The 17,857-nt window shown below is 67.4% G+C and carries 18 protein-coding genes; 9 read left to right on the top strand and 9 right to left on the bottom strand.

Annotation, left to right across the window (positions count from 1 at the left end; genetic code table 11):
• The first annotated feature begins 2 nt into the window (after positions 1–2).
• Positions 3–692 carry a response regulator transcription factor gene (locus ASF51_RS11530; protein ID WP_055929526.1) on the top strand — a complete coding sequence of 230 codons (690 nt, stop codon included), beginning with the start codon at positions 3–5 and terminating at the stop codon, positions 690–692.
• Here the strand turns inward: ASF51_RS11530 and ASF51_RS11535 are convergent.
• Both ASF51_RS11535 and ASF51_RS11540 read right to left on the bottom strand, forming a co-directional pair.
• A complete protein-coding gene (locus tag ASF51_RS11535) occupies positions 682–993 on the bottom strand; it encodes a thiamine-binding protein (RefSeq protein WP_055929529.1) in 312 nt (103 codons plus the stop codon). The genes ASF51_RS11530 and ASF51_RS11535 overlap by 11 nt on opposite strands.
• Positions 993–2,252 carry a glycosyltransferase 87 family protein gene (locus ASF51_RS11540; RefSeq protein ID WP_235497251.1) on the bottom strand — a complete coding sequence of 420 codons (1,260 nt, stop codon included), beginning with the start codon at positions 2,250–2,252 and terminating at the stop codon, positions 993–995. Before ASF51_RS11540 ends, ASF51_RS11535 begins: the two co-directional genes overlap by 1 nt.
• Positions 2,253–2,401: 149 nt before the next feature.
• Between ASF51_RS11540 and ASF51_RS11545 the strand changes: the two genes are divergently transcribed.
• On the top strand, positions 2,402–3,094 hold the full coding sequence (locus tag ASF51_RS11545) for a YceI family protein (RefSeq protein WP_055929535.1): 693 nt from the start codon (positions 2,402–2,404) through the stop codon (positions 3,092–3,094).
• A 3-nt stretch (positions 3,095–3,097) separates the two neighbouring features.
• Here ASF51_RS11545 and ASF51_RS11550 read toward each other — a convergent pair whose 3' ends face one another.
• Entirely contained in the window at positions 3,098–3,991 is an 894-nt protein-coding gene (locus tag ASF51_RS11550; protein ID WP_369797311.1) for an NAD(P)H-hydrate dehydratase, read from the bottom strand.
• 53 nt (positions 3,992–4,044) lie between these two features.
• Here ASF51_RS11550 and ASF51_RS11555 point away from each other — a divergent pair, with 53 nt between their 5' ends.
• The 6 genes from ASF51_RS11555 (at position 4,045) to ASF51_RS11580 (ending at position 7,426) form a co-directional block, all read left to right on the top strand.
• Positions 4,045–4,674 carry an HAD family phosphatase gene (locus ASF51_RS11555; protein ID WP_055929537.1) on the top strand — a complete coding sequence of 210 codons (630 nt, stop codon included), beginning with the start codon at positions 4,045–4,047 and terminating at the stop codon, positions 4,672–4,674.
• 17 nt (positions 4,675–4,691) lie between these two features.
• Positions 4,692–5,777, top strand: coding sequence for an NADH:flavin oxidoreductase/NADH oxidase (locus ASF51_RS11560; protein WP_055930800.1), 1,086 nt, complete (start codon positions 4,692–4,694; stop codon positions 5,775–5,777).
• An 89-nt stretch (positions 5,778–5,866) separates the two neighbouring features.
• The gene (locus ASF51_RS11565; protein ID WP_162236948.1) at positions 5,867–6,202 is read left to right on the top strand and encodes a VOC family protein; all 336 of its coding nucleotides are present in this window, start codon (positions 5,867–5,869) and stop codon (positions 6,200–6,202) included.
• Positions 6,199–6,480, top strand: coding sequence for a helix-turn-helix transcriptional regulator (locus tag ASF51_RS11570; protein WP_055929541.1), 282 nt, complete (start codon positions 6,199–6,201; stop codon positions 6,478–6,480). The genes ASF51_RS11565 and ASF51_RS11570 overlap by 4 nt, the downstream gene beginning before the upstream one ends.
• Entirely contained in the window at positions 6,470–7,051 is a 582-nt protein-coding gene (locus ASF51_RS11575) for a hypothetical protein (protein WP_055929543.1), read from the top strand. The genes ASF51_RS11570 and ASF51_RS11575 overlap by 11 nt, the downstream gene beginning before the upstream one ends.
• Positions 7,052–7,114: 63 nt before the next feature.
• Positions 7,115–7,426, top strand: coding sequence for a hypothetical protein (locus ASF51_RS11580; RefSeq protein WP_055929545.1), 312 nt, complete (start codon positions 7,115–7,117; stop codon positions 7,424–7,426).
• Positions 7,427–7,429: 3 nt separating this feature from the next.
• Here the strand turns inward: ASF51_RS11580 and ASF51_RS11585 are convergent, their stop codons facing one another.
• The 3 genes from ASF51_RS11585 to ASF51_RS11595 form a co-directional block, all read right to left on the bottom strand.
• On the bottom strand, positions 7,430–8,467 hold the full coding sequence (locus ASF51_RS11585; protein WP_055929548.1) for a hemolysin family protein: 1,038 nt from the start codon (positions 8,465–8,467) through the stop codon (positions 7,430–7,432).
• A complete protein-coding gene (locus ASF51_RS11590) occupies positions 8,460–9,809 on the bottom strand; it encodes a hemolysin family protein (RefSeq protein WP_055929551.1) in 1,350 nt (449 codons plus the stop codon). Before ASF51_RS11590 ends, ASF51_RS11585 begins: the two co-directional genes overlap by 8 nt.
• A 119-nt stretch (positions 9,810–9,928) precedes the next feature.
• On the bottom strand, positions 9,929–11,368 hold the full coding sequence (locus ASF51_RS11595; RefSeq protein ID WP_055929554.1) for a GuaB1 family IMP dehydrogenase-related protein: 1,440 nt from the start codon (positions 11,366–11,368) through the stop codon (positions 9,929–9,931).
• Between the two features lie 188 nt (positions 11,369–11,556).
• Between ASF51_RS11595 and ASF51_RS11600 the strand changes: the two genes are divergently transcribed.
• Positions 11,557–15,393: a multifunctional oxoglutarate decarboxylase/oxoglutarate dehydrogenase thiamine pyrophosphate-binding subunit/dihydrolipoyllysine-residue succinyltransferase subunit gene (locus ASF51_RS11600; RefSeq protein WP_200926124.1), complete on the top strand. Its 3,837-nt coding sequence runs from the start codon at positions 11,557–11,559 to the stop codon at positions 15,391–15,393.
• A 24-nt stretch (positions 15,394–15,417) separates the two neighbouring features.
• Here the strand turns inward: ASF51_RS11600 and zwf are convergent, their stop codons facing one another.
• The 3 genes from zwf to ASF51_RS11615 all read right to left on the bottom strand — a co-directional run bounded on the left by zwf (position 15,418) and on the right by ASF51_RS11615 (position 17,847).
• On the bottom strand, positions 15,418–16,890 hold the full coding sequence (gene zwf, locus ASF51_RS11605; RefSeq protein ID WP_369797312.1) for a glucose-6-phosphate dehydrogenase: 1,473 nt from the start codon (positions 16,888–16,890) through the stop codon (positions 15,418–15,420).
• A gap of 97 nt (positions 16,891–16,987) precedes the next feature.
• Complete coding sequence (locus ASF51_RS11610) at positions 16,988–17,230, bottom strand: zf-HC2 domain-containing protein (RefSeq protein WP_055929560.1); 243 nt, start codon at positions 17,228–17,230, stop codon at positions 16,988–16,990.
• Positions 17,227–17,847 (bottom strand): sigma-70 family RNA polymerase sigma factor, encoded by a 621-nt coding sequence (locus ASF51_RS11615; protein WP_055930806.1) that lies wholly within the window; start codon positions 17,845–17,847, stop codon positions 17,227–17,229. The genes ASF51_RS11610 and ASF51_RS11615 overlap by 4 nt, the downstream gene beginning before the upstream one ends.
• Positions 17,848–17,857: the final 10 nt, after the last annotated feature.

A 17,857-nucleotide genomic window follows, 5' to 3' on the forward strand; every position in this document is an offset into this window, starting at 1 on the left:
CCGTGACAGACTCCGCAGCACCGATCCGACTCGCGATCGTCGACGACCACCGAATGCTTCTCGGAGCACTGACGGAGTGGATCCGCAACGCGGCGGACGACATCGACATGGTGGCCGCGGTCACGACCTGGCCCGATCTGCTCACCCATCCACAGTTCCCCGTCGACGTCGTGCTGCTCGATCTCGACCTCAAGGACTCGCTTCCGATCTCGGTCAAGCTCCGCACCCTCAAGACCACCGGGGTGAAGACCGTGCTCATGAGCACCTATTCCGAACCCGCGGTCATCAGGGAGGCCATCGCCGCGGGCGCCTTGGGCTACCTCGTCAAGAGCGAAGAGGCGGGCATGATCGTCGAGGCCATCCGTGCGGCGCACGCCGGAAAGCCCTTCATCTCGAGCGAACTCGACCTCGCACTCTCGGCCGACGAGGTCGGAGGCGCGCCGAAGCTGTCCGCGCAGGAGCGGCGTGTCATGGCTCTCTACGGCGGTGGAGAGCCGGTGAAGCAGGTCGCGCAGGCCCTCGACATCTCGGAGGAGACAGCGAAGTCCTACCTCAAGCGCATCCGAGAGAAGTACCGGGTCGCCGGCATCGACGTCGGAACCAAGGTCGCGCTGCGCAAGAGGGCGATCCAGGACGGGCTCCTGGTGCAGGTCGACTTCCACCGCACCTCTGAGACCGACCTCACGGAGTGAGCTCGTCGAGCGCGGCTTCGAGCCGTTCCACCTTGGCCGTGAGTTCTCCGCTGTAGCCGGGGCGGATATCCGCCTTCAGCACGAGCGACACCCTGCTGCCGAACGCCGCCACGGCCTCCGTCGCCTGCTTGACGACGGCGAAGACCTCGTCCCAGTCGCCCTCGATGGTCGTGAACATCGAATCGGTCTGGTTCGGCAGGCCGGAGTCGCGAACGACCTTCACGGCGGCAGCGACGGCGTCGTGCACCGAACCGTCATCGTGGCCGGTGCCGGAGGGAGCTACAGAGAAGGCGACGAGCATCAGGTGACCTGTCTTTCTGGTGAGGTGCGGAGTGGGATGCGGGGCTCAGAGCCGCGTCGCAGTCGCCAGACCATCCGCACGGCCATGGCGAACAGCACGACGAGCGCGACATTGCGTGCGGTCAGTACCACCAGCATCCCCGGATCGAGGACCAGCAACGCGTCGTAGCCGAACGGATAGATGAGCTGGGTGACGGCGGCGATGCCGAGGGCCACGACGGCTGGTGCACGGAATCTCCTGCCCTGCGTTGCGATGCCCAGCACGACGGGAGCGGCGATCCAGAGGACGAACTGCGGGGATCCGACCTTGTTGAAGACGAGCAGGCCCACGACGATGGCGAGACTGAGGGGTGCGAGCAGGTGCACGGCCCGCGCTCCACTGCGGCTGACGACCGCTCCCAGCAGCAGGAGCGCCGCCGACACCACGACGAGGAGCGGGGTCATCAGGGCGCTGGCCTGGTCGACTCCCGATCCCACGACCTGGAACGTGTTGATCGCAGGAATGTACTGCACTGCCGCAGCGGTCGGGTCGACGAAAGCGATCCACATCCAGACCGTACTGATCGGCGCTTCGATCTGGAGGCCGCGAGAGGACTGCTGCGAGATGAATCCGAGACTGTTGGCCCCGCTTCCGAGGGCCAGCACGATGAGGCCGATGGCGACGGCCGTCGCTGAGAAGGCGAGCAGCGCACGCCAGCGCCCGCGCACCGTCACCACGATCACGGCCACGAGAACCGCCGGCCACACCTTGATCCACGTGGCGACGGCGAGCAGGGCTCCCGCCACCACGGGTCGACGCTGGGCCACGAGCAGCGCGATGATCGAGATGGCCACGGTCGTCACATCGATGCGACCGAGCGCGACGGGCCCGAGAAGCAGAAGAAAGCCGATCCACCACCACGCGGCCATGATCCTCGGCGAGAAGAGCCGTGAGCTCGGACCCGTGCGGGAGAGCAGGAAGGCGAGGACGACGGCATCCGTGACCACGACGACCAGCAGCCATCCGATTCCGTAGAGCCCCGGTCCGAGCACCATCGCGGCGAGCATCGGCACGAGGGCGACGAGCGGGTACACCCACGGCTGGGAGACGCCGACGATGTCACCCGCGAGGGCGTTCTGCACCCACGGCTTGTACTGCAGGGTCACGTCGCCCCAGGGCAGGGTGGGATGGGTGAGTCCCACGAAACCGAGCCAGGCGTGCACGAGCAGGAAGGCCGACCACAACACGACGGGTCGCCTCACCGTCGTCTCCAGCATCATGCGCACGACGCCCATACTAGGCCGACCGTTCTCCGCAGAGACTGTCGCCGGCACACAGGGTGCTCTCCGGCGGCTCCCAGCAAGGGGTCACCTGTGCCTGCTTGGCTGGTGTCTCACCCACACACCCCGGACGGACCATGAAGAGATTTGTGAGCATTGCGATCGGCGTCTCAGCGTCGGTGCTCGCCCTCGGCACCATGGCGGCCGTCGCCGGGCCCATCATCTACGGCAGCGCGGCGGCGAGCCCCGCGGCACAGGTTCCGAGCGTGATGCCCACCGTGCGGGAGGTATCGCCCCGGGTCGCTTTCGACGACGTCGCGGAGCTCTCGGGCGACTGGGACGTCACCGACGGCTCGAGCGCGGGATACACGGTCGGCGCCGTGGTCAACGGCTCTCCGCTGACGGTTTCCGGCACGACCGACCACGTCAGCGGATCGGCGACCGTCGACGACAGCGTGCTCACGAGTGCCACCATCGTGGTCGAGGTGGCGAGCATCACGACCGACAATGCGACCCGCGACGCCTACTTCAGGGGTCCGGCGCTCGACGCGGCCGACTACCCGACCGCGCTGTTCACGCTGTCGTCGCCGATCTCCCTCGATGGCGAACTGCTCGACGGCCAGCCCGTGGTCGTGGCGGCCTCCGGCGAGCTGAGCCTGCACGGCGTGAATCGCGCCGTCGACGTGGATCTGACCGCGCGCATGGAGAACGGACGCCTCATCGTCTCCGGAAGCGTTCCCGTCGTCTTCGACGATTACGGGATCTCCCCCATCGATCTCGGTTTCGTTCGGGTAGACGACTCGGGCTCGATCGACTTCACCCTCGCGGTCGCCCCGCGCTGATCGTCAGTCGGGCTGTTGCCCGAGCAGCTCGGCGATCGTCCTGCCCACGGCCTCAGCTATATCGAGAGCGACGATCGGTCCCCCGCCCGATGCCCGGGCACCCGCAGCCTGGTGAAGGAACGCGGCCGTTGCCGCGACTCGAGACAGCATGCCGGGCCCTTCGTCTGGCAGGAACTCGGCGTTCGTGGCGAGAAGAGCACCGAGGATCCCGCCGAGCACGTCGCCGGAGCCGGCGGTCGCGGCCCAGCTCGACGAGGCTGTCACGGTGATCGTCGGGGTCGACGGGCCCGCGACGACGGTGCGGGCACCTTTCAGCAGCACGGTGACCCCGAATCGTTCCGCCGTCTCGACAGCCCAGTGAACCGGATGCGCCGCGATCGTCGTTCTGTCGACAGTGACACCGACGCGGGCCCAGACCGACGCCAGCTCGCCGGCGTGCGGCGTGATGACCGTGTCGGCCCCGGCATCCTGCACGAGGTCGAGCGCGCCGGCATCGAGAACCACCGGCAGCCCCTCCCCCAGGGCGTCCCTCAGCGACGCGGTCTGCGCATCCGATCTCTCGCCGGCATCCATGCCCGATCCGAGGAGCCAGGCCTGCACCCGGCCGGATGCCGTCACGACCTCCGGTCTGCGCTGCAGCACCAGATGTGTCGGAGTCTCGGGCCCGAGGTAGCGGAGCATGCCGAGCCCGGTGCGGGACGCGGCGTCGACACCGAGCACGGCGGCGCCGGGATAGGCGTCCGATCCCGTTCGCATTCCGAGCACCCCTCGGCTGTACTTGTCGTCGGTCGCTCGCGGCACCCGCAGATAGCGCCGGGCGTCGGCCGCCGTCCACTCGTGTGTCGGCCCGCGGCCCGCTTTCGCCTGGTCGGCGTTGTCCTCGCTCTGGTCGCTCACGTCTCCACGATAGATTGGATGAGCCCCCTGCTTCTACGACCCGTGGAGTCTCCATGCCCATCAGCATTCCCGGCAAGGTCGTGGTCTTCGACTACGGCGAGGTCATCTCCTTCTCGCCGTCCGACAGCGACCGGCAGGCGATCCTGTCGATAGCCCGGGTGCCCGAGGAGTCGTTCTGGCCTCCCTACTGGCAGAATCGCGACGCCCTCGACGCGGGCACCATGAGCATCCGGCAGTACTGGCTCGAGATCGCGCGGCACGCGGGCGTCGACTTCAGCGAGTCGCGCATCCAGCAGCTGTGGATCGCCGACCACCGCAGCTGGCTCAGCGTCAACCCCGACACCTACGACGTGCTGCTCGCCCTTCGCGAGGGCGGCACCCGCATGGCCCTGCTCTCGAACGCCGGGTTCGACTTCGGCGGCTACTTCCGCCACGGCCCCATGGGATCGCTGTTCGAGCGCATCTTCGTGAGCGCGGAGATGGGCAGGCTCAAGCCAGAGCAGGCCATCTACCAGGATGTACTCGACGAACTGGGTATCGAGGCGAGCGACATGATCTTCATCGACAACAAGGCCGTGAACATCGACGGGGCCGCCGCCCTCGGCATCGACGGTCACGTCTTCACCACGGCCGAACTCCTGCGCTCCTACCTCGACGAGAAGGCCGAGCTCGCATCCGCATGACGACCAGAGAGACCACGATGACCGCAACCGCCCTCTTCACTCCCCTGACCATCCGCGGCGTGAGCCTGCGCAACCGCATCTGGGTCGCACCCATGTGCCAGTACTCCGCCGACGCCGAAGACGGCATGACCACCGACTGGCACCTCGTGCACCTGGGGTCGTTCGGGCAGGGCGGAGCAGGGCTCGTGATCACCGAGGCCACGGCCGTGAGCCCCGAAGGGCGCATCTCGCCTCAAGACCTCGGGCTGTGGAACGACGAGCAGGCCGAGGGCTTCCGGCGCATCACCGACTTCCTGCACTCCCAGGGCGCCGCGGCCGGCATCCAGTTGGCTCATGCGGGTCGAAAGGCCTCGACGTACCGCCCGTGGGCGAGCGAACGGGGCACGGTGCCGGTGGATGCCGGTGGCTGGCAGTCCGTGGGCCCGTCGCCCATCGCATTCCCCGGCTACGCGGCCCCGGTCGCGCTCGATCACGCGGGAATCGATCGCGTCGTCGACGACTTCGTCGCCTCGGCCCTCCGCGCCATCGACGCGGGCTTCGACGTGCTCGAGCTCCACGCGGCTCACGGCTACCTGCTGCACCAGTTCCTGTCGCCCCTCAGCAACGAGCGCACCGACGAATACGGGGGCAGCCTCGAGAACAGGGCGCGGCTCCTCCTGCGCACCGTCTCCGCGGTGCGGCAGGCGGTGGGTGATGACGTGCCCCTGCTCGTGAGGTTCTCGGCCACAGACTGGGCGGTCGACGGTTGGGACGAGCAGCAGACCTCCGCCGTGGCCGCCTGGGCACGTGACGCCGGCGCCGACGTCTTCGACATCTCGAGCGGCGGAAACACCGCGGGCGTGACGATCCCTGTCGGTCCGGGCTATCAGGTTCCGCTGGCCGAGTTCGTCGCGACCAACGGAGACGTTCCCGTGAGCGCCGTCGGTCTCATCACCACCCCGGCGCAGGCGGCCGCGATCGTCGACGAGGGGCGGGCCGATGCGGTGATGCTCGGGCGGGAGATGCTGCGCGACCCGCACTTCGCCCTGCGAGCGGCTCACGAGCTGGGCGTGGCCATCGACTACTGGCCCTCGCAGTACATCCGCGCGAGCTGGCCCGAGTAGAACCCTGCGGCGCCCCAGACTCTTGACAGTTCGGATTTATCCGAAATAACATGAGCGCGATGGAGGACTGGGAGCACAGGGAGAACAGCATGAGCGCAACGCCGGGAGTCATCGCACACTTCGACATCGCGGGAGGGGATATCGCTGGCCTCTCCAGCTTCTATCGAGACATGTTCGGCTGGGACGTCGCAGACCGCGGACCAGGGTATGCGCAGGTCGAGACTCCGTCGCTGCGAGGTGCTCTGGTCGAGGCGCCCGAGTCGTCTCTGACACTCGGGATCGTCGTCGACGATCTCGACGCCGCAGTGCTCGACGCGGCATCCGCGGGCGGCTCGGTCGTGATGCCCGCGACAGACAACGGGTGGGTGCGCAAGGCGCAGGTGGCCGATCCGGCCGGCAACGTGTTGACGCTGATCCAGAAGTGAACGAGGACGCGCTCGGCGAGGCTCTGCGCGCTCTCGCGCATCCCGACCGGCGCGCCTTCGTGCGAGCCTGTACACACGGCGAGCGGTCGGCCGGCGATCTCGCCGAGGTGTCGACGCTGTCGCTGCCCTCTGTATCGGAGCATCTGAAGGTGCTGCGCAAGTCCGGGCTGCTCGTCCTCGATCGGCGAGGGCGCAACTGGATGTACTCGACGGACACGGCCCGCTTGGCCGCTGTCTCAGAGGCGGTCGCAGCACTCGGAGGTCCCGATGGGACGTGAGGCCAGGGTGCGCGCCGAAGTCGACGACCGGGCGGGCGACGTCACCGCGCTGCTGGAGGCGCGCGAGCTGATCCTCCGCGGTGACATCCGCCGTCGCTTCACCACGGAGGCGATCGAACAGCTCAGCGTGCACGGCGAGCTGCTGCGCTTCCGCCATGGGAAGGAATCCGTCGTGCTCCACCTGGGTGCGCGCGCGGCGGCGTCCTGGGCGAAGGCGATCAGTACGCCTCCGCCCACTCTCCGCCAGAAGCTGGGACTCGACGGAGGCGCGCAGGCGCTGCTGATCGGCACCTGCGACGACGCGGCGCTGGCGGAAGCCCTCGACGGCGTGCAGACGAGCCGTGTCGACGACGCCGCGATGGTGATCGCTCTCGTCGACAGCCGTGAGCATCTCCTGGAGGCGTACGCGGTGTGCGGCTCCCTCCCGCTGTGGGTGGTCTATCCGAAAGGACCGGGCGTGGTCTTCGGCGAGGCCGTCGTGCGGGAGACTCTCCGCGCCGCCGGTGCACGCGACAGCAAGACATGCGCAGTGTCGGAACGACTGACCGCCACCCGCTTCCGACGCGCCTAGCTCTTACTCGACTCATAGGCCGGTCGAACCGCCCGGTCAGAGTCGGCGTGAACACTGTCTCCCATGACACTCTTCACCTCTTCTCCTCAGAACGTCGAGCCGGCAGCGCAGCCTCTACGTCGGCGCACCGGCCGCATCGTGGCGATCGTCGCCGGCGGCGTCGTCATCCTCGCGCTCGCGTTCGGCGGCGGAATCGCGGTGGGCGCGAACCTGCCGGGCGACGACGGTCCCGGTCAGCTGCAGGACGGCCGGTTCCCCGACGGCTTCACGCCGGGTCAGGCTCCACCCGACGGCGTCCTCCCCGGCCAGGGCGACGACTCCGGCACGAACGACGACTCAGGCACATCCGGCGACTCGACCGGTTCGACGACCTAGTCCTCAGATGCGCCTGGTGGCGTCCTGCACCTCGCCGACGAGCTCCTCGATGATGTCCTCGAGGAAGAGCACGCCTGTCGTGCGACCCGACTCGGAGAATGTGCGGGCCAGATGCGCGTTCGTGCGCCGCATGCTCGCCAGGGCGTCTTCGAGCTCCGTGCCGTCGTACATCGAGACCAGTTGCCGGATCCGCTTCGCGGGAACCGGTCGGTCGACCTCGTCCTCGTCGAGGTCGATCACGTCTTTGAGGTGCAGGTACCCGTCAGGGCGACCCTCCTCGTCGACCACGATGTAGCGCGAGAAGCCGTGCTTGGCGACCGCGTGCTCGATCTCGGCGGGCGTCACGTGATCAGAGAGGCTCACGAGCGACTCCAACGGCACGGCCACGTCTTTCACCGTCTTCGAGGTGAACTCGAAAGCCGCGTTGAGGGCGCCCGTGGTGTCGCTCAACATGCCCTCCCTGGTCGACTGCGACACGATCGTCGACACTTCGTCGAGAGTGAACGCACTGGCCGCCTCGTCTTTGGGTTCGACCCCGAACAGCCGCAAAATCGCGTTCGCCGTCGCATTGAGGGCGACGATGACGAACTTGAACACGCGCGAGAGCCAGACCAGCGGGGGCGCGAGCAGCAGAACGGCTCGATCCGGCAGCGAGAACGACAGGTTCTTGGGAACCATCTCTCCGAACACGACGTGCAGGAAGGAGACGACCAGCAGCGCGATGACGAACGCGATCGTGCCGATGACCTCCTCGGGCAGCCCGGTCAACTCCAGCGGGATCTCGAGCAGGTGATGGATGGCGGGTTCGGACACGTTGAGGATCAGCAGGGAGCACACTGTGATTCCCAGCTGGCACATGGCCAGCATGAGCGTCGCGTGCTCCATGGCCCAGAGGGCCGTCTTCGCACTCGCCTTGCCCTGCTCGGCGAGGGGCTCGATCTGCGAGCGACGCGCGGAGATGACGGCGAACTCGGCGCCGACGAAGAATGCGTTGGCCAGAAGCAGCACAACGAGCCAGACGATACCCAGCCAATCAGCCACGATCGTTCACCTCCCGGGTGAAATCGTCGGTCGCCGGCGCGTCGACCGGAGCGGCCGCCTCGTCTGTGGCGGTCGGGGTGAAGCGGATGCGATCGATGCGGCGGCCGTCGAGCCGCACGACGGCGAGTTGGCCGGTGGGCAGCTCCACCGTGTCGCCTGCGACCGGAAGCCGTCCCAGCTCGCTCATCATAAAACCGCCCACGGTTTCGTAGGGGCCGTCGTCGGGAACGCTGATGCCCGCCCTGTCGGCGAGCTCGTCGGGCCGGAGCATGCCGGGGAACGACACGGAGTTGAGCGTCTTCACGACGCCGGCCCGTGAACGATCGTGCTCGTCGTCGAGTTCGCCCACGAGCTCTTCGACGAGGTCTTCGAGCGTGACGACTCCGGCCGTTCCGCCGTACTCGTCGACGACGATCGCCATCTGGTAGCCGCGCCCGCGCAGTTCACCCAGCAGCGAGTCGAGCTTCATGGTCTCGGGTACGCGGATCACGTTCGACGCCAGGGCGGCCGCAGGCACGTCGCGTCGCCGCGCTCTCGGAACGCTCACGGCCTGCTTCACGTGCACGACCCCGACGATGTCGTCGATGTCGTCGTCGAGCACGGGAAAGCGGCTGTGCCCGGTCGCTCGCGTCAGCATGATCACGTCTTCTGCGCTGTCGGTGCGTTTGACGCTGGCGATGCGCGGGCGCGGGGTCATGGCGTCGGATGCCGTGTGTCCCGAGAAGAGGAGGGTGCGGTTGAGCAGGGTCGCCGTGTCGAGGTCGAGGCTGCCCTGCAGCGCGGAGCGCCTGACCAGCGACGAGAGCTCCTCGGCGGTGCGGGCACCCGAGAGCTCCTCTTTCGGCTCGATTCCTATGGCCCGGAGAAGACCGTTCGCGCTGTTGTTGAGCAGGCTGACGGCCGGCTTGAACACCAGCGTGAAGAGGCGCTGGAACGGGATGACCAGCTTCGCCGTCTGCAGGGGAAGCGCCAGCGCGAAGCTCTTCGGCACGAGCTCGCCGACGATCATCGACAGCAGCGTGGCGAATACGATGGCCACGGTCGCCGAGACCCCGGGCACCACGGCCTCGGGGATGCCGACGCCCGTCAGCGGCGCGCGGAGCAGATTCGAGATGGCCGGCTCCATCGTGTAGCCGGTGAGCAGCGTGGTGAGCGTGATGCCGAGCTGCGCGCTCGAGAGGTGCGTCGAGGTGATCTTCAGGGCGGAGATCGTGGGGCCGAGCCCGGCGTCGCCGCGCTTCTGTCGGGCCTCGAGATCACTGCGGTCGAGGTTGACCAGCGCGAACTCGCTGGCGACGAAGATACCGGTACCGAAGGTGAGGACGATACCGACGCCGAACATGATCCAGTCAAGAGGCACGGGTGCCACCGGAACTGCTCAGAAAAAGGGATGGATGGGCTGAGGGAGGGTCGTCCATTGTCTCGTCAGTATACCGGCTCGGTACCGCCGATCGCCCGGCGCTACCAGCTGACGGGAAGCGCTTTTCCTTCTTCATACCCGGCCGCCGACTGGATTCCGACCAGAGCACGATCGTGGAACTCCGCGACGTCGCTCGCGCCCGCGTAGGTGAACGAACTGCGCACGCCGGACGTGATCATGTCGAGCAGGTCCTCGACCGATGGGCGCAGCGGGTCGAGGTAGATGCTGCTCGAGGAGATGCCCTCGGCGAAGAGCGTCTTGCGGGCAAGCTCGTACGCGTCGAGTCGGCCGAAGCGGTCTTTGACGGCCTTCGTCGACGCCATGCCCCAGCTCTCCTTGTAGAGCCGGCCCGTCGCATCCGTCTTCAGGGTGCCGGGCGCCTCGATCGTGCCGGCGAACCACGAGCCGATCATGACGCTCGATGCGCCCGCGGCCAGGGCGAGCGCGACGTCGCGCGGGTAGCGCACTCCCCCGTCTGCCCACACGTGCGCACCCAGCTCGCGAGCCGTGTCGGCGGTCTCGAGCACGGCCGAGAACTGCGGGCGACCGACGGCCGTCATCATGCGGGTCGTGCACATCGCGCCGGGGCCGACGCCGACCTTGAGGATGGTCGCTCCGGCGGAGACGAGGTCGCGCACGGCCTCGGCCGTCACGATATTGCCGGCCACGATGGGCAGCCCGAGGTTCTCGTTGGCCACGGCCTCGATGGCGCGCAGCATTCCCTCCTGGTGGCCGTGGGCCGTGTCGATGACCAGCACGTCGACGCCGGCCGAGGCGAGCGCGCGGGCTTTGGATGCGACGTCGCCGTTGATGCCGACGGCTGCGGCGACCCGAAGGCGGCCGTGCGCATCGAGCGCCGGTGTGTAGAGAGTGGAGCGGAGCGCGCTGGTGCGGCTCAGCGTTCCGATGACGGAGCCGTGCCTCATGACGGGCGCGAAATCGAGGTCGGCCTCGACCATCGCGTCGAATGCCTGGCGGGGCGAGTCGATGTCATCGGCCGACAGCGCGGTGAGCGGGCCGTGGAGGAGGTCGCCGAGCAGGGCGTCGGGCAGAGCAGAGGCGAGACGGGCGGCCGGGATGCAGCCGAGGTAGCCGCCGGCGGAGTCGTGGATGACGATTCCCTGGCCGGCGACGGCGGGGATCTGCTGCAGCGCCTGCTCGACCGTGTCGCCGGGCGCGAAGTCGAAGGGCGTGTCGAAGTCGACGGGCTGGGCCTTGACCCAGCGGATCGCCGCGTCGAGGTCCTGCAGATGCATGTCTTGCGGGAGCACGCCGAGGCCTCCGCGCCGCGCGAGGCTGGCAGCGAGGCGCGGCCCGGTGACCGAATTCATGTTGGCGCTGACGATCGGGATCGTGGCTCCGGTGCCGTCGTTCGGGGCGAGGGAGACATCGAGGCGGCTCGTCACCCGGGAGCGCGAGGGCACGAGGAAGACGTCGGAATACGTGAGGTCGTGGCTCGCGGTCGCGTGATAGAACTCCATGTCCTCCACGGTAGTCGCTTCCGGCCCACGCGGCCCCGCTCGGGTGGCGCTCAGGGCTGAGGGGATTAGGCTTGACTCCGAACGTGTCGGGCGCCCTCCGGCAACGATGCAGGGCGCTGACGACTGTGATGAATGTACTGATTTCAGGCGAAATGTCGATGCACGATGAAGAGAGTGGGCGATCGGGCTTGTCTAGCCAAACGACCGGAGTGGAAAACGACGAAGGATCGTCGGAGTTCGGAGCCAACGAGTGGCTCGTCGAAGAGCTCTACGAGCAGTTCAAGGTAGATAGGAAGTCGGTCGACGAGTCGTGGTGGCCCATCCTCGAGAGCTACCACTCGACCGTCGTCTCCAAGGGTGGTGCGGCGCCGACGGCTCCCGCCGTGACAGCCGAGCAGGCTCCTCCCGCAGCGACCGAATCCGAGCAGATCGCCGAAGCATCCGGGGCCGCCACCCCGCCGACGTCACCCGTTGCGACCGTGTCGACCGAGGCGCCGTCCGGCGCATCCGTCGCCGACCAGCGCGAGACGCAGCCCGAGGCCCGCACCACCAGCGTCCAGGCCCGCCAGGCACCCATCCCCGCGGAGGCGCCGGTCTCGGCGCCCAAGCGTGAGGCCACCCCCGAATCGGCCACCGCCGAGGAGGAGGCCGAGAAGGACACGGTCACTCCCCTGCGCGGAATGGCCAAGACCCTGGCGACCAACATGGACGCCAGCCTCACCGTGCCGACGGCCACCAGCGTGCGCTCCATCCCGGCCAAGCTGCTCATCGACAACCGCATCGTGATCAACTCGAACCTCAAGCGCAGCCGCGGCGGCAAGGTGTCGTTCACCCACATCATCGGCTGGGCGCTCGTGCAGGCGATGAAGGAGTTCCGCAGCCAGAACGTCTATTACGACGAGGTCGACGGAAAGCCCTCGGTCGTCGCCCCCGCCCACGTCGGCCTGGGCATCGCCATCGACATCCCCAAGCCCGACGGAACTCGGGCGCTCCTCGTTCCCGGCATCAAGCGCGCCGACACCATGGGCTTCAACGAGTTCCTCCACGCCTATGAGGAGCTGGTCAGCCGCGCACGCGCCAACAAGCTCACCGCCGCCGACTTCCAGGGAACGACGATCTCCCTCACCAACCCCGGCGGAATCGGCACCGTGCACTCCGTGCCGCGGCTGATGAAGGGCCAGGGCTGCATCATCGGCGCCGGCGCCCTCGAGTACCCCGCCGAGTTCCAGGGAACCAGCCCGAAGACCCTGAACGACTTGGGCATCGGCAAGATCATCACCCTCACGAGCACTTACGACCACCGTGTCATCCAGGGCGCAGGATCGGGCGAGTACCTGCGCAAGGTGCACGAACTGCTCATCGGTGAGCGCAACTTCTACGAGAACATCTTCGCCGAGCTGCGCATCCCCTACGCTCCCATCCACTGGGCTCCCGACATCAGCGTCGACCTCTCCGACGCCGTCGACAAGACCGCCCGCGTGCAGGAGCTGATCAACGCGTTCCGCGTGCGCGGCCACCTCATGGCCGACATCGATCCGCTCGAATACCGCCAGCGCACGCACCCCGACCTCGACATCGAGAACCACGGGCTCACGCTCTGGGACCTCGACCGCGAGTTCGTGACCGGCGAGTTCGGCGCCAAGCGCAGCGCGCTCCTCCGCGACATCCTCGGTGTGCTGCGCGACTCCTACTGCCGTAAGACCGGCATCGAGTACATGCACATCCAGGACCCTGCTCAGCGCAAGTGGATCCAGGACAAGATCGAGCGCCCCTACGCCAAGCCGGGTCACGACGAGCAGATGCGCATCCTCGCGAAGCTCAACGAGGCCGAGGCGTTTGAGACCTTCCTGCAGACCAAGTACGTCGGCCAGAAGCGGTTCAGCCTCGAGGGTGGAGAGTCGACCATCGCCCTGCTCGACGCGGTCATCCAGGGTGCCGCCGACGAGGGCCTCGACGAGGTCGCGATCGGCATGGCCCACCGGGGCCGCCTCAACGTGCTCACGAACATCGCGGGCAAGACCTACGGCCAGATCTTCCGCGAGTTCGAGGGCACTCAAGACCCGCGAACCGTCCAGGGCTCCGGCGACGTGAAGTACCACCTGGGAACGGAGGGAACCTTCCACGGCAGCGACGGAACGGAGATCCCCGTCTACCTCGCGGCGAACCCGTCGCACCTCGAGGCAGCCGACGGCGTGCTCGAGGGCATCGTGCGCGCCAAGCAGGACCGCAAGGCGATCGGCACGTTCTCGACCCTTCCGATCCTGATCCACGGCGACGCGGCACTCGCGGGCCAGGGCATCGTGGTCGAGACGCTGCAGATGTCCCAGCTCCGCGGCTACCGCACGGGCGGCACGATCCACATCAACATCAACAACCAGGTGGGCTTCACGACGCCTCCTGGCGAGTCCCGCTCGTCGGTGTACTCGACCGATGTCGCCAAGACGATCCAGGCCCCCATCTTCCATGTCAATGGAGACGACCCCGAGTCGGTCGTGCGCGTCGCACAGCTCGCGTTCGAGTACCGCCAGCAGTTCCACCGCGACGTGTTCATCGACCTGATCTGCTACCGCCGCCGCGGGCACAACGAGGGAGACGACCCCTCGATGACCCAGCCGCTCATGTACAACCTCATCGAGGCGAAGCGCAGCGTTCGTCGGCTCTACACCGAGTCGCTCGTCGGTCGCGGCGACATCACCGAGGAGGAGTACGAGGCCGCCCACCGCGACTTCCAGGACCGCCTCGAGCGCGCCTTCGCCGAGACGCACGCAGCGCAGACCTCGTCGATCCCGATCATCACGCCCGACGGATCGAGTGTCGCCGACCTCGAACTGCCCGACGCCCAGCAGAACAACTCGGCCTCTGCCGAGGCGTTCTCGACCGCGGTGTCCGAATCCACGATCCACCAGATCGGCGACGCGTTCCAGAACAAGCCCGCCGGCTTCACGGTTCACCCCAAGCTGCAGCAGCTTCTGAACAAGCGCCTCGAGATGAGCCGATCGGGAGGCATCGACTGGGCCTTCGCCGAGCTCCTCGCCCTCGGTTCGCTGCTGCTCGAGGGCACTCCCGTGCGCTTCGCAGGGCAGGACACGCGCCGCGGCACATTCGTGCAGCGTCACGCCGTGCTGCACGATCGCGAGAACGGCCAGGAATGGCTCCCGCTCGCGAACCTCGGCGAGAACCAGGCCCGCTTCTGGATCTACGACTCGCTGCTCAGCGAATACGCCGCCATGGGCTTCGAGTACGGCTACTCGGTCGAGCGACCCGACGCGCTCGTGCTCTGGGAGGCCCAGTTCGGCGACTTCGCCAACGGCGCCCAGATCGTGATCGACGAGTTCATCTCGTCGGCCGAGCAGAAGTGGGCGCAGCGCTCGTCGCTCGTGCTCCTGCTCCCCCACGGCTACGAGGGCCAGGGCCCCGACCACTCGTCGGCACGCATCGAGCGCTACCTGCAGTTGTGCGCCGAGAACAACATGACGGTCGCCCGCCCCTCGACCCCCGCGTCGTACTTCCACCTGCTCCGCCGGCAGGCGTACGCTCGACCGCGCAAGCCGCTCGTCGTATTCACGCCGAAGGCGATGCTTCGCCTCCGGGGCGCCACGTCCGATGTGCCCGATCTCACCGGCGGAACCTTCGAGCCCGTGATCGACGACACCCGCGTCGCCGACAAGGCGGCCGTCACCCGCGTGCTGCTGCACTCGGGCAAGATCCACTACGACCTGCTGAACGAGCTGCAGAAGAAGCCCGACGAGGCGATCGCCCTCGTGCGGCTCGAGCAGTACTACCCCGCTCCGATCGTCGAGCTGAAGGCCGCTCTCGACCAGTACCCGAACGCCGAGGTCGTGTGGGTGCAGGACGAGCCGGAGAACCAGGGTGCCTGGCCCTTCGTGGCCGTCGAGGTCGCCCCGCACCTCGGCCGTTTCGTGCGCGTCGTCTCCCGTCCGGCGGCGGCATCGCCCGCTGCGGGATCGGCCAAGCGTCACGCCGTGGAGCAGGCCGAGCTGATCGAGCGGGCCCTCACCCTGTAGCCCGACCTCGAGCCGGGCCTGGCGCTACTTCTTCTTGTCGCGCCAGGCCCGCTCGAACGGCAGCCGCCATGCATGCGGCGCGATGAGCTGATGGATGGCGTTGGGCCCCCAGGTTCCGGGCGCATACAGGCGCACCGGCGGTGGGTCCTGCAGCAGGGTGGCAGACACCTCCCACAGCCTCTCGATGCCCTCCGCTGTGGTGAACAGCGTGTGGTCGCCACGCATAGCGTCGAGGATGAGCCGCTCGTAGGCCTCGAGCACATCGCCCTCCCGGCCGGTCTCGTGCAGGGCGAACTGCATGCTCAGCTTGTCGAGCTTCATTCCCGGGCCCGGTCGTTTGCCGTAGAACGAGAGTGAGACCTTCGACGCGTCGGCCAGGTCGAATGTCAGGTGGTCGGGGCCGTGCGCCCCGACGCCCGAGCCCTGTGGGAACATGCTCTTCGGCGGCTCGCGGAAGGCGATCGAGATGATGCGCTGCCCCTCGGCCAGTTTCTTGCCGGTGCGCAGGTAGAACGGCACACCCGCCCAGCGCCAGTTGTCGATCTCGCACTTGAGGGCGACGAAGGTGTCGGTGTCCGACTCGGGAGCTACTCCCTCCTCGTCGCGATAGCCGATGTACTGTCCGCGCACGACGTTGTCGGGAATGAGCGGCCGCATCGATCGGAAGACCTTGTTCTTCTCCTCGCTGATGGCGATCGGCTCGAGCGCGGTGGGCGGCTCCATGGCCATGAACGCCAGCACCTGGAAGAGGTGGGTGACCACCATGTCCTTGTAGGCGCCGGTCGACTCGTAGAACTGGGCGCGCCGGTCGAGTCCGAGGGTCTCCGGAATGTCGATCTGCACGTGGTCGATGAAGTTGCGGTTCCAGATCGGCTCGAAGAGGCCGTTCGCGAATCGAAAGGCGAGGATGTTCTGCGCGGGCTCCTTGCCGAGGAAGTGGTCGATGCGGAAGATCTGATCCTCGGCGAAGGTCTCGTGGAGCTCGGCGTTCAGGGCCACCGCCGATTCCAGGTCGGTGCCAAAAGGCTTCTCCATGATGATGCGGCTGCGATCGACCAGCTCGGCCTCGCCGAGCATGTGCACCACGCTGAGCGCGGCCCGAGGCGGCACGCTCAGGTAGTGCAGCCGCCGCACGTCGGGGCCGAGCGACTTCTCGGCATCCAGAACGGCCTTGGCGAGCGCCTTCGGGCCGGCGGACTGAGGAACGTAGCTCAGCTTGGACTCGAAGCGGTCCCACTGATCCGGGGTCAGCGCCCGGCTGCCGAACTCGTTGTAGGCGATCTTGGCGAAGGCTCGGAAGGACTCGTCGTCGTGTTCCTCGAGCGACGTGCCGACAATGCGGATGTCGGGTGCGAGCGACGAGAGCGCGAGATGGGCCATGCCCGGGATGAGCTTGCGCCGGGCGAGATCGCCCACCGCTCCGAACAGCACGACCACATGGGGCGTGGTGTGTTCACTGGGATTGACTCGGGAGGGCAGATCGCTACTGAGGGTCACCGTGCCGATAATGGCACTGACCGGAGCCGAAGCCAATCGTCGGATGCGGAGTTTAACGCCGCCGAAATCTGCCGTTCATGTGGCAGAGGGCAGCTGGCTAGTGCGTGGCCTGGATGGTGCGGATGGAGAGAAGAACCTGGTCGCGCAGATCGCCCGGCGCGGTCTCGCGGCACGCGCGCTGAACCGCCTCGGTCAAAACCCGCCCGACGTGCAGCTCGGACTCGCAGTCCGAGCAGCCGGCGAGGTGTTCACGGATGTCTTCTGCATCGGTCGAGCACAGCTCGTTGTGCAGATACTCCTCGAGTTCGGCCTTGGCCTTGTCGCAACCGCAATCGGTCATTTCTTCGTGCTCCCCGTCTTCGCCGCGACATGAATGCCGCGGTCTGCTGCATAGTCAGTCAGAAGTCCCCGCAGAAGTCGTCTGCCTCGGTGCAGACGACTCATTACCGTGCCGACAGGGGTCTTCATGATGTCGGCGATCTCCTGGTAGGAGAAACCTTCCACGTCGGCGAAGTAGACCGCCAGACGAAAATCTTCGGGAATCGACTGCAGCGCATCCTTGACCGCGCTGTCGGGCAGGTGGTCGATCGCCTCGGCCTCCGCCGAGCGGCTCGACATGGCCGTGGCCGATTCGGCCTCGCCCAGCTGCCAGTCCTCCATATCGGAGATGGTGCCCTTGTAGGGATCGCGCTGCTTCTTGCGATAGGTGTTGATGAACGTGTTCGTCAAAATGCGGTACAGCCACGCCTTGAGGTTCGTGCCCTGTTCGAACTGGGCGAAGGCCGCGTAGGCCTTCACGAACGTCTCCTGCACGAGGTCTTGCGCATCTGCCGGATTGCGGGTCATGCGCAGGGCGGCGCCGTAGAGCTGGTCGAGGAACGGTATCGCCTGTTCCTCGAACAGGTCCCGGGGATCTGAGGTCGCCGCGGGAGTGGTGTCAGGTGTGGGAGTGCTCATCAAGCCTGAG

This window comes from Agreia sp. Leaf283 (genome assembly GCF_001422485.1).
GTDB lineage: Bacteria > Actinomycetota > Actinomycetes > Actinomycetales > Microbacteriaceae > Agreia.